This window comes from Enterococcus sp. VV15 (assembly GCF_005236045.1).
Taxonomy (GTDB): Bacteria; Bacillota; Bacilli; order Lactobacillales; family Enterococcaceae; genus Enterococcus_B; species Enterococcus_B durans.
Map to the genome: position 1 here is coordinate 16789 of NZ_QPTY01000038.1, position 15652 is coordinate 32440.

At 37.0% G+C, this 15652-nt stretch carries 14 protein-coding genes; 3 read left to right on the forward strand and 11 right to left on the reverse strand.

Annotation, left to right across the window (positions count from 1 at the left end):
• Positions 1-267: 267 nt before the first annotated feature.
• Entirely contained in the window at positions 268-2979 is a 2712-nt protein-coding gene (locus tag DVW83_RS12005) for an ABC transporter permease (RefSeq protein WP_104661663.1), read from the reverse strand.
• Positions 2980-2989: 10 nt separating this feature from the next.
• Entirely contained in the window at positions 2990-3691 is a 702-nt protein-coding gene (locus tag DVW83_RS12010) for an ABC transporter ATP-binding protein (RefSeq protein ID WP_104661664.1), read from the reverse strand.
• Positions 3692-3857: 166 nt separating this feature from the next.
• Here DVW83_RS12010 and DVW83_RS12015 point away from each other — a divergent pair, with 166 nt between their 5' ends.
• From DVW83_RS12015 to DVW83_RS12025, 3 genes are all read left to right on the forward strand, one after another.
• Entirely contained in the window at positions 3858-4463 is a 606-nt protein-coding gene (locus DVW83_RS12015) for an isochorismatase family protein (protein ID WP_104661665.1), read from the forward strand.
• An 83-nt stretch (positions 4464-4546) separates the two neighbouring features.
• Positions 4547-5566 carry a ribose utilization transcriptional repressor RbsR gene (rbsR, locus tag DVW83_RS12020; protein ID WP_104661666.1) on the forward strand — a complete coding sequence of 340 codons (1020 nt, stop codon included), beginning with the start codon at positions 4547-4549 and terminating at the stop codon, positions 5564-5566.
• A gap of 324 nt (positions 5567-5890) precedes the next feature.
• Positions 5891-8044, forward strand: a complete 2154-nt coding sequence (locus DVW83_RS12025; RefSeq protein ID WP_104661667.1) for a glucosaminidase domain-containing protein — start codon at positions 5891-5893, stop codon at positions 8042-8044.
• A gap of 69 nt (positions 8045-8113) precedes the next feature.
• Here DVW83_RS12025 and DVW83_RS12030 read toward each other — a convergent pair whose 3' ends face one another.
• From DVW83_RS12030 to DVW83_RS12070, 9 genes are all read right to left on the reverse strand, one after another.
• Positions 8114-9922: an ABC transporter permease gene (locus DVW83_RS12030; protein WP_104661668.1), complete on the reverse strand. Its 1809-nt coding sequence runs from the start codon at positions 9920-9922 to the stop codon at positions 8114-8116.
• Between the two features lie 13 nt (positions 9923-9935).
• Positions 9936-10688, reverse strand: a complete 753-nt coding sequence (locus tag DVW83_RS12035; RefSeq protein WP_005877460.1) for an ABC transporter ATP-binding protein — start codon at positions 10686-10688, stop codon at positions 9936-9938.
• Between the two features lie 7 nt (positions 10689-10695).
• Positions 10696-11058, reverse strand: coding sequence for a YxeA family protein (locus DVW83_RS12040; protein ID WP_104661669.1), 363 nt, complete (start codon positions 11056-11058; stop codon positions 10696-10698).
• Positions 11059-11271: 213 nt separating this feature from the next.
• The gene (locus DVW83_RS12045) at positions 11272-12141 is read right to left on the reverse strand and encodes an SPFH domain-containing protein (RefSeq protein WP_104661670.1); all 870 of its coding nucleotides are present in this window, start codon (positions 12139-12141) and stop codon (positions 11272-11274) included.
• Between the two features lie 26 nt (positions 12142-12167).
• Positions 12168-12662 carry a DUF5348 domain-containing protein gene (locus tag DVW83_RS12050; RefSeq protein ID WP_104661671.1) on the reverse strand — a complete coding sequence of 165 codons (495 nt, stop codon included), beginning with the start codon at positions 12660-12662 and terminating at the stop codon, positions 12168-12170.
• A 176-nt stretch (positions 12663-12838) separates the two neighbouring features.
• Positions 12839-13693 carry a DUF4097 family beta strand repeat-containing protein gene (locus DVW83_RS12055; RefSeq protein WP_104661672.1) on the reverse strand — a complete coding sequence of 285 codons (855 nt, stop codon included), beginning with the start codon at positions 13691-13693 and terminating at the stop codon, positions 12839-12841.
• A 21-nt stretch (positions 13694-13714) separates the two neighbouring features.
• Positions 13715-14329 (reverse strand): DUF1700 domain-containing protein, encoded by a 615-nt coding sequence (locus tag DVW83_RS12060; RefSeq protein ID WP_104661673.1) that lies wholly within the window; start codon positions 14327-14329, stop codon positions 13715-13717.
• On the reverse strand, positions 14322-14639 hold the full coding sequence (locus tag DVW83_RS12065) for a PadR family transcriptional regulator (protein ID WP_005877447.1): 318 nt from the start codon (positions 14637-14639) through the stop codon (positions 14322-14324). The genes DVW83_RS12060 and DVW83_RS12065 overlap by 8 nt, the downstream gene beginning before the upstream one ends.
• Positions 14640-14807: 168 nt before the next feature.
• Positions 14808-15536 carry a DUF554 domain-containing protein gene (locus tag DVW83_RS12070; RefSeq protein WP_104662075.1) on the reverse strand — a complete coding sequence of 243 codons (729 nt, stop codon included), beginning with the start codon at positions 15534-15536 and terminating at the stop codon, positions 14808-14810.
• Between the last annotated feature and the right edge of the window lie 116 nt (positions 15537-15652).

The window sequence follows — 15652 nt, forward strand, 5'->3', positions numbered from 1 at the left end:
CCAATCAACTGATCGTTAACTTATATATACAAGTTGCCATATTCATTATAACTAAAAAGGAAGCGTTTGTAAAACTTTTGCTCAATAGTTCTCCAAATCCTTTAGACAACTACTCACTCAAAAGAAATAGCACATCTTTTTTGAGACCGTTCACTATTCAAAAAGACAATGGTCCAAAAATAAGCCGACACAACTCACAAATAAACGACGATTGCGAGTTGCACAGGCTTTTAGAACGAAACATTCTACAATTTCGTTTGTTTCCTTCTATTCATTTGATTTTAGTGCATCAATCATATTGATATGTTTTAACTTGAAGTGAGTCACGATCATTACGATCACGGTAAACAAGATCGTTAAAATACTTGAAAGTGCATAAGCTTTCCAAGTAATCACTAATGGAAAGATGACATTTTCCATAGAGGCTTGTCGTAAAATGAAGTCCGTCAATACATACCCAATACCAAATCCACCAATAATACCAAGCAAGGTGAAAATAATGTTTTCTCTAACAATGTACATCGTCACTTCTTTATCGAAGAATCCTAGTACTTTGATCGTAGACAATTCACGTACCCGCTCGGAGATGTTGATGTTCGTTAAATTGTACAATACAATAAACGCTAATAAACCAGATAAAACGACAAAGATCAAAACAACGGAATCTAAGTTTGCCATAGATTCTTCCTGTGTTTCTATTTGTTTTGAAACAAAGGATGTGTTCGTCACGCTACCCGTTTCTAATAATTTTTCTGATAAATGATCCTCTTGGTCTTTTGTCATAGCATCTGTTTGAACTAAAAAGGCATTTGTTTCAGCAGATTTTCCTGATACTTTGTGGTAATAATCTGCATTCATATAAACAAAATTCCCTAAATAATTCTGTAAAACTTCACGGATTTTTACTTTTAACTCTTTTTGATCATCTGTGTATAAAGAAACAGTATTACCTTTAGCTAGACCAAACAACTCCGCCGCTTTTTGTGTGATCGCGATACCATCATTCGGTAATTCCCGAGCTTGTCCATCTGTTCCTAGCAGATGGATAAAGTTTTCTAGCTGGTTCTTCTCTTTTGGTGCAATCATCGTCAGGCTTTGCGAGGCTTGCCCTTTTTTCCGCAACTCAAGTGTCTGCATGTCGACCGCGAGAAGCGCCTTGAACTTAGGATCGTCTTCCAATGTCTGTTTTGCTATATCTGCACTTTTATCAGCGCTTTGGTCGATTGTGATAATTGCTTGGTAGTCTGTGATTGGTCCGAATTGTTTCTCGGAAACCGAACTTAATGAGTCTTTCAGCCCTACCCCGGCTACCATCAAACCCGCACAGCCAGCAATTCCGATGATCGCCATCAGCATTCTTGATTTATATCGAAAAAGATTCCGATAACTGATTTTTTGATTAAAGCTAAGTCGAGACCATAGTGGCTTGATATACTCTAGCAAGATCCGCTTTCCTGGTTTTGGTGCTTTGGGTTGGAGAAGAGCAGCTGGCTTTTCTCGTAGATCTTTAAATAAAACGAGCATCGCCGCGCCAAACGCTGCAATAAAGAAAGCAACTGCTGCTTGAATAATTGGCGCCCAATCATAAAAGATAACGGCTGAACCAATATCATATTGCTCATTTGACAGTTCAAAGATGATTCTTGGCAACAAATTGGTTCCCAGTACCGTTCCTAAAAGTATGCCAATTCCAGAAGCAAGTGTGGCATAAATCGCATACTTTTTGGCAATCTCCAATTTTGTATAGCCTAATGCTTTTAACGTACCAATTTCTCTGCGATTTTCTTCGACCATTCGTGTCATCGTCGTAAAAGTGATCAATGCCGCAATAAAGAAGAAAAATACTGGAAAGACATTCGCAATAGCAGCAATACGTTCAGCTAGATCTCCAAATTCCTGAAAGCCAACATTTTCAGATCGTTCCTGATAACGGTAGGTCGGCTTTTCTAACGTATTTATTTTCTCTTGGTTTTCTTTGATCGTCTCTTCTGATTCAATGAGTTTTTGCTGTTGTTCTGCTAATGCTTGTTCTTGTTGCGCTAATTGTGCTTGCTGTTCAGAAAGCTCGTTCAAAGCTGTGTCACGCTGTATTTCAGGCAGTTGCTCGATTGCCGCCATTTGTTGCGTCATTTGTGTTTTTGCAGACTCAAGTTGGCTTACTGCTGCATCCAATTGACTTTGGCTATCCTCGATTTTTTGTTGCGCAGGTTGTAAGTCTGCTGTTGCTTGTTTTTTGAGCTCATCCAGCCGTTGTGTTGGTCTGTCCTGAAAGATTGTTTCAACAGTTTCCTGATTTTTAGCCATTCGATCTTCATAGGCTTGGCTGTAAGTATCTAAATCTGTGACATTGGTGAACGTAAGATAGATAACGGAATCAATCGTTGTATTGAAGTCTGATTCCGACAGATAAGCAAAGTAATCCACTCTTCCGTTACCAACATTTGCATAACCACGTTCTAAATTATTGATAAATAAAGGAGAACGCACAAAACCCACGACTTTGTATTCTTTTTGAACTAGATCTTCGGAATCGATCGTATAAGAATCCCCTATTTTATAGCCAGAATTTTTGGCTTTTTCGTCTAAGACTATTTCCCCTTGTTTTTCAGGTAGATGCCCTTCAACAACCTTCAATTTATTTTGTTTTGCTGTATCCGTATACGAGAAAATTTGTGCTACTTCGTTTTTTTGGGCATTTGCGTAATAAATCTGTTTGCCTGTCTCAACTTGCGCATGTGGGACTTTTTTGGCTTGCATCAAGTCGTCTTCAGTCAATCCAGCTGTGGAAATCACTTGTAGATCTGACAAATTTTTCTGATCGACATAGTGAGCCATCGTTTTTTGCATGACTGGACCAGCTGTTTTAACTCCTACGAAAAGTAGCGTTCCTAGCATAATGATCAACACAATCGCAATAAATCGCCCTTTTGACTGCTTTATTTCTCTAAAACTTGCTTTAAGATATGTTTTTGTTTTCATAACTATCTCCTTACCATACGAGATCATCAATGGATGAAGGAGTATCATTGACTTCAACGGAGCGGACCTTTGCATCATTGATACGGATCACTCGGTCTGCGATTGGAGCTAAAGCAGAATTATGTGTGATGATCAACACTGTATTTCCATGCTCTCTACTGGCATTTTGCAATAGTTTCAACACTTGTTTTCCTGTTTCGAAATCTAACGCCCCAGTTGGTTCATCACACAACAATAGTTTTGGATTTTTGGCTAGTGCCCGTGCAATCGAAACACGTTGCTGCTCACCACCAGATAATTGTGAAGGGAAATTTTCCAAACGATGGGCTAACCCTACTTGCCCCAACACTTCTTCTGGATCTAGTGCATCCGGTGAAACTTCAGTAGCAAGTTCGACATTTTCTTTGGCAGTCAGATTAGGAACAAGATTATAAAATTGAAACACAAAACCAACATCTGTTCTTCGATAGGCTGTCAATTGTTTGTCATTGAACTGCGCAATATTTGTCCCATCAATAATGATTTGTCCTTCATCTGGTTGATCCATACCGCCTAATATATTTAAAACAGTTGATTTTCCCGCACCACTTGGTCCAAGAATAATCACCAATTCACCTTTTTTAATGGAGAAAGAAATATCTTCATTCGCTGTGATCGTTGTTTCTCCCATTTTATAGCGCTTAAACTCGTTTTTTACTTCTACATACTCCATTCGTATTCTCCTATCTTCACGATATTTCTTTTTCGTATACGCTTTCTTCTCTTTATTCTACCATTGAACGCTACTAGACTAAAGGTAGGAACAAGTATTCATTGACAAATAAACAAAATATGATTTACTTACAGGGAAACAATCTATTTTTGAAAGAAGGACAACCATGAATACAATAAAGTCACTTAACCTTGTACTTGATCATACCGCATTTGTCGCGATTGATCTTCAAAAAGGGATTCTCGGTTCAGGACAATTGTTCCCTAATGATTCCGCTGATGTTTTAGCAAACAATGTGGAATTGGCACAACACTTGAAAAATACTGACGCGTTAAATGTCTTAGTCAATGTAGATATCACTGAATTCCGCTATTTGAGTACTAAAAACGAATTAGCTAAACAAGCAGCAGTCCCTGTTATCCCAAAGGAATTTACAGATTTGCTGTTAGCTCCCTATTTAGAGAATACAACAAATACATTGACGGTCACAAAATACAATCCTAGCGCTTTTTTTGGTACTTCTTTAGATCTCCAGCTTCGCCGCCGTCAAATCAACACGATTATTTTGTCTGGCGTTGCTACGTCTAATGGCGTATACGCAACTGCGTTAGACGCATTTCAATATGGCTATCATGTCATCGTGGTCGAAGATGCTTGCGCAGATAGAGATCTTGAATTACATCACGTCTTTTTTGAAAAAATCTTCCCTAAAACGGCCCGAATCCGTTCTACGAAAGAAGTTATTTCAGCAATCGAAAAGGCGAAGGAATAATGATGCAACTATGCATTCTTTCCATTTACTTCTTTCATTTTTCATGGGAAAATAGCGTTAATAGCTAGATAGGAGTAGTAAGTATGGAAAAAAAAAAGATAACGATCAAAGACGTAGCGAAACACTCTGGTGTATCGATTGCTACTGTCTCATTGATTTTAAATGGTAATGAAGCAAAATTTAGTCCAAAAACGGTCGAAAAAGTCTTTGCCTCAAAAAAGGAATTAGGGTATCAGCCTGATTATCTTGCCCGTCAGATGATCACAAAAGAAACAAAAACTATCGGTGTCCTCGTACCAGACATCACGAACCCTTTTTTCAATATATTGATGCGGGGAATCGAAGAGGTTTTGTATCAGCAACATTTCGTGACGATCCTATGCAATGCTGATTCTGATCATCAAAAAGAAATTGAGTATCTAGCTGAACTTACACGACGTGGAGTAGATGGATTCATCATTGCCACTTCTGCCATCTCGACATCAGCAATCAATGAAAATTTAAAAAAGCATGGACGTCCTTACATCGTGCTTGATCAAAAAAAATCACATGGATTCAGCGACTCTGTCCGAACAGATGATTTTCGTGGTGGATATCTTGCAGGTGTTCATTTATTATCGCTAGGCCATGAAAATATTGCGCTTGTTTACCCTGAGAATCCACCAGAAAATATCCAGCTACGAATTGAAGGATTCAAACACGCATTAGACTTCTACCAACATTCTCACGATCAGTTACTGCTATTGCCCACACTGTTCTCCAAGCAAGGTGGGTATCAAGCTGTATCAAGCATCATTGAATCTGCGACAACTGCAATTTTCGCATTGAATGATGAATTAGCTTTTGGTCTTTATCGCGGACTGGAGGAGAAAGGTAAATCAATTCCTGATGATTACAGTATCATCGGCTATGATAACATCGACATGTGTGAATATGTTAAACCTAAACTCACCACCATCGCCCAACCAATCGTTGAGTTGGGCAAAGCTTCTGCTAAATTATTATTGTCACGGATCCAATCGCCCACTAAGGAATGGGAAGAAGAACTATTACCTGTAAAATTAGAAAAAAGAGCTTCGACTGCTCCATTAAAAAAAACATAACAAGAGGAACTTGCCAAAACATGTGCGACAAATTTCATGTTTTGACAAGTTTTTTATGTTTTACGACCGTTATTTTTACAAATATTTTGTAGAATTGCTCCACCTTTGGTACAATTTAATTAGCATGACCATTCCCCCCATTTGTTCCCCCAACAAATAAATGGTAGTGCCTTATACTGAATATCAAAGCATTGTGAGTAACAACTCAGTGCTTTTATCGAATGGCAAACGCAGAGTCAATTTACTGAAAGTACAAATTCACTGCTGTTATGAAAAATAAAAGACTACGCTACTAAACGTTTAAAAGAAAAGGAGTATTTGATTATGAAAAAAAATAAAGCAATACGCCTACTCGCCACATCATGGCTGATTGCTCCAACTATTTTGTCGACACAGTCTGTGTTTGCAGATGAACAATCAACACAGACAACTGAAAGCTCAATCGTCGCTCAAAAAACGACAAACTCTTCCACTCTTACCAGTTCAGATTTAACTGATTCATCTTCTACTGGAACAGCCACAACAAGTTCTTCGATGACTGAATCGTCTACTAGTTCTTCTACAACTGAGTCATCTACAACCGAATCGTCTACTACTGATTCATCAGAATCACCAGATGGGTCAACAGAAGAAACAGCTACGCGTACAGTTACGATCGATCCGGCACTATTAGGAAAAATCAAATTAAGTACCGTCGCTACGGACACTACAGAAGAAAAAGAATTGACGATCGATTCATCTGGAGTAGTTAGAGGATTAAAAGAGGGCACCAAGATTTCCTATGAAATCTCCCCTTCAAAAGATGAAAAATTAGTCTCTTTCGAAGTGAACGGTGCGCAAGAAGTCGACTATCAGCAACATACTTTTACTATTGGCGTCATCGATATGACACTTTCTGCTAAATTCGAATCAACTACAGAAACATCGAATGGCGGATCAACAGGATCAAGCGGAGGCTCAACTGGATCTTCTAATGGTTCGAATACTGGTGGATCAACAAACCAAAACAGTGGCAATAATGGAAATCCTGGTAATTCTAGCAAACCAAATGGAAATTCGAACAATCAGTCAAAACCTTCGACTGGTACAAACAATGACTCAGTTGTTTCCGCAAACAATGGCGGTGTCTCTAATAGTCAGTCTAACAACCAACAGCCTTCTGGTTCAACAGGTCAATCAGGCATCGAAAATCCGGGAACTAATTCTTCTGATTTTGTTGTCAAAACACCGATTGAATCTCTTTTACCAGCCAACACGACTGCTGTCCAACAGGCAATCGTCAGAGAAGCTTATAAGTATTTAGGTAGTCCCTATGTTTGGGGTGCAAAAGGTCCATCCACATTTGATTGTTCCGGTCTAGCTTATTATGTTTACATGCAAGCTACAGGTCACTATATTGGTGGCTGGACTGGTGAACAACAATATGCCGGTACGCAAATTCCTGTGGACCAAGCACAGCCTGGAGATTTAGTATTCTGGGGACCTTCTTCTGGAGTTACACATCACGTCGGTATCTATCTTGGAAACGGCTTATACATCCACGCACCTCAACCAGGTGATAAAGTACGGATCACTTCGATCGCCGATTATACACCTAATTTCGCTGTCCGTGTGAATATTGCAGGTTTACCAATTGCAAATGGTTCTCTAGCAAATTCATCTATTTTAGATGGCCTTGGAGATTTCAACTTTTCAAAAAATCAAACGACTGATCAATTTTTGAAAAAAATTGCCGATAGTGCTCAAGAAATCGGACAAAAAGAAGGCATCTACGCTTCCGTTATGATGGCTCAAGCAATTCTAGAAAGTGGCTCAGGCAACAGCTTATTATCCAGTGAACCAAACTATAATCTGTTTGGTATCAAAGGGGATTATCAAGGAAAAAGTGTTTCATTCAATACACTAGAACAAGATGAATCGGGTTCAAACTATCAAATCCGAGCATCTTTCCGCCAATATCCTTCTTATAAAGAAAGTCTAGAAGATTATGCAAAATTAATCAAAAATGGATTATCTCATAACAAAGATTTTTATAAACCCACATGGAAATCAGAAGCAAAAACCTATAAAGAAGCAACAAAATATCTAGAAGGTCGCTATGCGACAGATAAACAATATGCAAATAAATTGAATGCGATCATCAAAGCATATGATCTGACAAAATATGATGAGCCTAAGAAAGAAGAAAAATCAGTTGTTGAAACATCTACTAAAAAAGAGTCATTCGTTGTGCCAGTTTCATGGAATAAAAATGAAATGTCACTGACAAACTTAGATGTTTCAAACTTCAAACGAACAGCTAAAAAACCTGATTATTTTTCTACAACTAAAGTATTGACGATTTTTGAAGTACTCCAACGACTATCCGCTAGAGAAATCCCTCAAACTCCAGTGGTCCAGGTCAAAGCAGATACAGTTCCATTACTAAGCATCTTAACGATCGATAACTTACTATGGATCCAAAGTAAATTCAAATAAGCTAAAAAGAACCTACAGTACGCGAACCGACTACAAAGTCGACCCGCATACTGTAGGTTCTTCTTTCATTTATTTTTCTCTTTTCAAAACGATACTTGTGTATAGCCATGTAGTCAAGACATAATAAACAAAGTATAAAACAAAGAAAATCAAAAATGGAATCCAGATATCATGGTACGGATCACTCATCAATACTGTAAACATCTCTAAACCGAAAACAACGTGTATTGCACCTAAGATACCTGGTGCTAGGAAAAGCACGCCAATTTCTCGTCGGATGGACTGTTTCAATAGATTACGTTTAGCACCGATTTTTTCCAACATTTCATATCTGCTGATGTCACTTTTACTTCCTGAAAGGATCTTGAACATCAAGCAACTTGCCAACATCGTCAAGAAGGCGATACCTAGGAAGAAGCCCATAAATTCAAAACCAGAATACATACCGTTGAACAGTTGATACATGGTGAATTTTTGATTGAAGCTTGCATTATTAGTTTGCAACGTTGGATTGTTCTCGCTGTTTTCTTTTACCAATGTTTCAATTTGATCTAGATCAGCAACAAAATCTTTCACTTGAACCAGTTGCAGTGTCGTTTGAGGAAGATTCAATTGTTCAAATTCAGTTGACTGCACTACTTTGATTTCTTTACCTTGTTGTTCTGGTAATTCATACGAACGCAATTCATCTTGCATCGGCAACTGCTCCACTAGATTTTTTGCACTTACTTCTGCAATTTTTGAGTCATTGATCGAATTCCCATTATTTGAAATATATTTCAAAGGTGTTTTTTCAAAGTCACTATAATTGTAATACACATATTGTGCATCTTCTTTTTGAGCATAAGTCGCATTGACCTTCAACTGTAAATCAGAAACTTTTTGTTGATCGACTTTTTGTGCATTGTTCAAAATGACATCATAAGCAGAAACCTTATTTGTGAATGTCATAATCTCATTCTTAAATCCTAATCCAACAGTCAACGCACCCAAAGCTAAAGCTAACAGCATCGCTACCATCGACAGCATTTGAGTATACTCACGAATTCTAAAACTTAATTGTGACAACGTAAAATTATTCAATTTACGCATTGAAATACTTTCTGTTTTCTTCAATAACGACAAGAAGAAAATAATAACCGAATGGAAAATGAAATAAGTACCTAGAACAATTGTTACTAAAGCTACGACAATAGCCATTAACTGGTATTCTAGTACATTTGCCATCATATAATAACCAATACCTAAGAAAACAATTCCTAAAATAACTTCTAATAAAAATAAAAACTTATGTTGTTTCATTCTAGTTGGTGTTTGATCTGCACGTATAAGTGTCAAGATCGTTTTTTTTACAATTGAGAATGCATTGACAAATGCTGCTAGTAAAAACAAGATTGCAAAAAAGATGAATGTGATAATCAATCCTTTTAGATTCAAAGGTGAAAAATGGGTGATCGTAACATTTAATTGATCGACTAGTAATTTTTGAACGATACTAGTAAGCCCTACGCCCAAGACAGAACCAACTACTGTAGCCACTATTCCAACGATAAATGTTTCCGAAAAGATCATTTGTGCAATTTTTCTTCCTTTTGCACCCAACATCATGAACATCGCATAATCTTTTTGCCGCATCGTCATCAAAAATGAATTTGCGTAAAGAATGTAGACAAATGTGATGATTCCCAATAAAACAGAACCTATCTGAAAGATGATCACTATCATCGACACGGATGAATTATGTGTTAAAAAATCTTTATTACTTGCCATCGATTCAAACATATAAAAGATGGCAGATGCCATAACTAAACCTGAAAACAAGACAATGTAATCCCTTAATCGACTTTTGATTCCAGTAAGTGATAGTTTCCAAAGCATTTTCTTTTCCCCCTTACTGTTCCAAATTTCCTAAAATGGATAAGATTTGTCGATAAAAAGAATCTCGACTTTGGTCTCCGCGCTTCACTTCTTGGTGAATGCCCCCATCTTTGATAAATAAAATGCGTTGACAATAACTTGCTGAAAAAGGATCATGGGTAACCAAAAGAATCGACACCTCGTCTTTTGTATTTAGTTCTTCCATCGTATCCAACAAATCACGAGCGCTTTTTGAATCCAAGGCACCTGTTGGTTCATCACCTAATAAGATCGTAGGTTGGGTAATCAAGGCCCGCGCTGCAGCAACCCGTTGTTTTTGACCACCTGAAATTTCAGACGGATAACTTTCTAAAATATGAGAAATCGATAAACGTTCAGCGATTTTTTTCACTCGCTGTTTGATCTCTTTTGCCCGAACACCTTGTAAAGAAAGTGGAACTGCAATATTTTCTTGAGCAGTTAAATTTTCTAATAAGTTGAAATCTTGAAAAATAAATCCGATTTCTTTTGATCGAAAATCAGCTAATTGATTTCCTTTTAATTTTGTCACATCTTTTTGATTGATTCGAATCGATCCTTCAGTGGGTTTATCTAATGTAGATAAAATGTTCAATAGTGTGGATTTACCAGAACCAGAAGCACCCATTATACCAATGAATTCGCCTTTTTCTACTTCAAAGCTGATTCCATTCAGTGCTTGAGTCTTTTTCTCATTGTTTTTACCGTATACTTTTGTTACATTTTGAACCTCAACGATTTTTTCCATTTATCCTCTATCCTTTACTTAATTTTTCTTGGGCTGTCTTTGGAATATCTTCCTTTTGAACTTCTTCATACGAAGTTACTCCTTTATTTTTATTCCAGGTGATCTTTAGATAGGCACCTTTTCTCAATGGACGTGGTTGTTGCCCTCTAAATTCTAATATTTTTTTGCTTCCATCTGCATCATAACCTGGCAGACAATATTTATATCCAACATATTGTTGGATATTATCGGGTTTACTGACTTCTTTTTCACCATTCGTCGTTATTTGTACATAGTAACTATCGCCACCCATAACAACATAATCTGCCACCTTTACACCAGCAAAAGCAATGATAACAAAAGCGACCAGACCAATTAGAAGTTTTTTCATTTCTTCTCCTTCTTTCAAATTTGATAAGTTTATTATAGTAAAAAAAATTGGTCTTTACCTTCGATTCAACTGTCGAGTTTCTTTCAAATTTGTCATTTCTACTACAATAACACGAAAAAAAGGTTGAAACAGAAGTGATTGCTTCTGCTTCAGCCTTTTATTCTGTAAGCGTGAAACAAACGAACTTATTCGTTCCACGCTTAAAATTATTTTCTATTTTTCTTGCAGACTTCCAGTATTGATCACTGGCTGCGTACCTTTATCCGTAATGATGGAAACGAGTAAATTATTGATGAGTTGTACTTTCCGATCATCCGTAAAATTGATTTCTTGTCCTTCTTCGATTTGCTCTAATGCCATTTGAGTCATTGTTACAGCGCCTTCGACAATCGTCTGTCTAGCAGATAAAATAGCTTTTGCTTGTTGTCGCTGCAACATTGCGCTAGCAATTTCTGTTGCGTAGGCCAAGTGATTCAATCTAGTTTCTATTACTTCTACTCCTGCAACGGATAAACGTTCTTGCAGTTCCTGTGCCAATTCATCCGAAACTGCCGTCGTATTTCCCCGCAAGGTTAGATCGTCATCATTGAATGTATCATAGGGATACTGACTAGCAATATGCCGAATCGCTGTTTCACTTTGGATCTCCACGAAATCATGATAATAAGCGACATCAAAAAGTGCCTTCGCCGTATCCACGACTTTGAAAACAACGACTGCAGATATTTCGATCGGATTACCATCTAAATCATTGACTTTCAAAACTGAACTGTTGAAATTGCGTACTTTCAACGAAATACTTATTTTTTGTGCGAAAGGAATAGTCAAGAAAAAGCCGCTTTCTCTAATCGTTCCGATATATTGTCCAAAGAACAAGATGACTTTTGCTTGATTAGGACTAACCACTGTTGCCGAGCTAAGTAAAATAAGTGCTATAAAGAAAAAAATAAAGCCAATAACCGTTGCAAAAGTACTGGAATTCGTCATTCCCAAATAGAACAAAACCGCCCCAGCTCCAACCAGTATGATCAAACCAACTAACCCGAGATATCCATTGACATAAACTGCTTTTTTCTCTTTCATTCTTTTTCCTTCTTCCAACCAATATTTTATGTGAACTGTTTCTTTCTAATTCGCGCCATTGCACCTTCAAGCTCTAACTCTTTATCTTCTGTGATATACCACCCCTGTGTCTGTGGACCTCCAGCAGCTTGTGGAAGATACTCTAAACTTGTTCGCACCCAATGTTTTTCTTCCGTAAAATAATCCTCTACTAAGATTTCTAGATCCATTCCTGCAGATAGAACTAAATTCTCTCGAACAGATTTAAAAATGAATCGCTCTTTTTCTTGGTCATACTTCAAGATTCCCGTATCTAAAATCGGCAAAGAATAATAATCTAGTTCTTTTTTCACTTTCAATAGATTTTTGAATACCTCATTGTACACCTGTTCCATCTGACGACCTTCTGAATTTTTAGGATAATCGATCATGACTCGTTCGTTTAATACGTCATAATAATTTTCACTAAGACTCGTTATTTCGTTATGTAATTTTGTTAATTCTATCTCTAGTTTCTGACGTTTTGATTCATCTATTTTCATTGGACTCGTCCACCTTATTTTATCTATGTATTTGTATGTTTCTCTCGCACCCTCTATTTTACTATAGTTTTGACAGTTAAGCGATGGAAAAACAGCGAAGAATCCAGTAATTCGTTCTTCGCTGTCTACTAAATACTATTCAGTTTATTATAAAAATAGAATGACCTACTCACTTTTTAGTCATAGTCATTATAATCGTCATAATCTGATTCCGTATCGTCTAATATCTGTACGATACTATTTTGACCAGTTATCGTTAACGTTTTATCCTTTTGACCAAATGATTCTGTAGTTATCTCCTCACCATTTTTTTCAAGATGAGAATCACCAGAAAGTTGGAGATCCAGATTATTTTCTTCCATTCCATAAAGATCTAGATGGCTATTTTGTAAGTCAATATTGCCTTTGGCACTTGCTGCTAAGTCTTTCAAAGAAAGTTGACTGTCACTAGTTGATACAGCCATTTGTTGAATCGTTTCGTCATTGATATAGATCGATCCTAATTTATCATCTGCTGTAAGCTTGTCTACGTCAATATTCGTAAGTGTAAGTGCCCCACCATACGTATTCGTGCTGAGAGCTTTACTCTTTACTTCATCTAATTCGATTGGACTGTTGTTTCCTTCAATTTTAATTTCTGAAAGAACGATGTTTTTAGGAATCGTGATGATGATTTTTGCTGTGTCATCTTCCATACTAATCAATGTATTTCGCTCTTTTTCATTACCAGCAATAGCTAAGGTGTTGTCTTTTACTGAAATAATCGGTTTAGATTTCTTTTCGTGAACAGTTGTTATCTCGAAATCTAGTCCACGCTTGATTATAACCGCTTGATTTTCTGCGGAGATCTCCAATCGATCAATTTTTTTATCTGCACTGATCTTTTGTGTCTCTTGCGCCATTTCGATCAATTTTGGTCCATTTTCCCATGTTAAATTTTTTTGGGCACCATACGCATAAGTTACTCCAGCGAGCAATCCACCAGTAACCATCAATCCAATTCCTGCTAGTAAAAAATGCTTCAATTTCATTTTTTTCACCTCTACTTTCTACTATATTTTTGAAGGATGGATCGTTCTGTTTGTGACAAATCGTCTTCCTACCCATTTCACAAAATTCATCATCATCTGGAACAATAGTTTTGTTAATTTTAATAGTATTGGAACAAAAAATACTACACTTCCCGTCGCAAACAAGCCCATTCCAACATAGAATAGTCCGCTAGTCACAGATTGTCCTAAAACGCCAACACCCGAAATGATCGCAAACAATCCTACACCTAGAATAGAGATACACCCAACATAGATTGCTGCGATGATCATTAGCAAAGCCAGCATCAATCCGAAAATAACTGCAATAAAACCAATTGCTAGAGGAATCAATAACGGTGAAGCACATAACCCGATGATGACCATCCAAATCAAACGTACTTGTCGTTTTGAGCTTTTCGTATTGACTTTTCCTCCATTGGAATCATCCAATTCAGAGAAATAATTGATTTTTAATTTCAGTGCAAACTGTTTAGGGGTGCCATATTCTTCAAGGATCTTCTCCATCGTTTTACCAGAATCTAAAAAATATTCTTCATAATATTGGATTAGATCGAAACGGTCATCCTCAGGGAGTTCTTGAAGTTCATTAAATACTTCATCTAAATATTCATTCATGCTTATTATCCTCCAATAGTCGATTTAGAGAGTCTCGAAACACGATCCATTCATCAATTATATCCTCTAATTGATTATGCCCTAATGAAGTCAAGCGATAATAACGGCGATTTCTTCCTTCAAACGGTTCATCATATGTTTCTAAAAAACCTTCTTTTTTCAATCTGCGTAATACTGGATACATAGTAGATTCACTTACAGATAAACTTTCTTGTACAATTTTGGTCAATGCATAACCATACATGTCTTCTTTGCTTAAAGCAGCTAATACTGTCCCATCAAGCAATATCGTCGGAACTTGGATGTGCATTCCTTCACCTTCTTCTATAGATTACAATAATATTTCCTCTCCAATACTATACCATATATAATATTAGTTGTAACAAAAAAAGTATAAAATATGTAAGCGTACTTACATATTTTATACTTTTTTAAATCAATCGTTCGTTCCATTAACCAAACGTTCAAATGTATCTTCTTATAGCATTGGCATAATCAGGTTTGTCCAGAGCCAACTCAACGGCATGATCACGATCATCGCCGGTATCATATCTGCAACTGGGAACATCTTGACATTGATCATTCGGAAACCTGTCGCTACCATCAAGAATCCTCCACATGCTTTAAAATCTAAAATTATATCAGGTGTTGTCAACGGATAAATGAATTTAGCCAATAAGAATAAAATATAGAAAATAATAAATTGCGGAATCGCCACTACCGAAACAACATAACCGAGATTACATGCAAAAATAGCTGCTGTAAAAAAATCCAACACAGATTTTGAGATCAAAATCGTGCTATCTCCAGTCATCCCAGAATCTAAACTACCATAAATGCCTGTTCCACTAGCACAGAACAAAACAATAACAGTTACTAACGTAGTGATAAATTCTTCGTGGGACATCCCTAATCTTTCGCTAGGGAAAATCTTAGAAATTGGTTTTTGCATTAGGGCTGCCCCTTTATTGATTCCGTGTCCTAAATGGATGATCAGTCCAATCGCTGTACCGATAACCAAGGCGAAAATAACTGCGGGCATATTTTTCATCGGCGCAATCGAATAGATCCCCATTCCCATTGAACAGACACCGAAAACCATCGTCAACTGTGCTTTGAAATTTTCACTTAATTTATTACCCGCCAGCCCCCCGATCAATCCGCCAAATAATACAGAACCTGCATTAATCAACACTCCTGTTGGCATGCTAAAAAACTCCTCTCATCTTCTTGTATGAAATATTTTGATAAAGTCCATATAATTGTGTAAAAGATAAAAGGCCATGTAACAGCCCTTTTACGGTACAATGTTTTTAACCACAA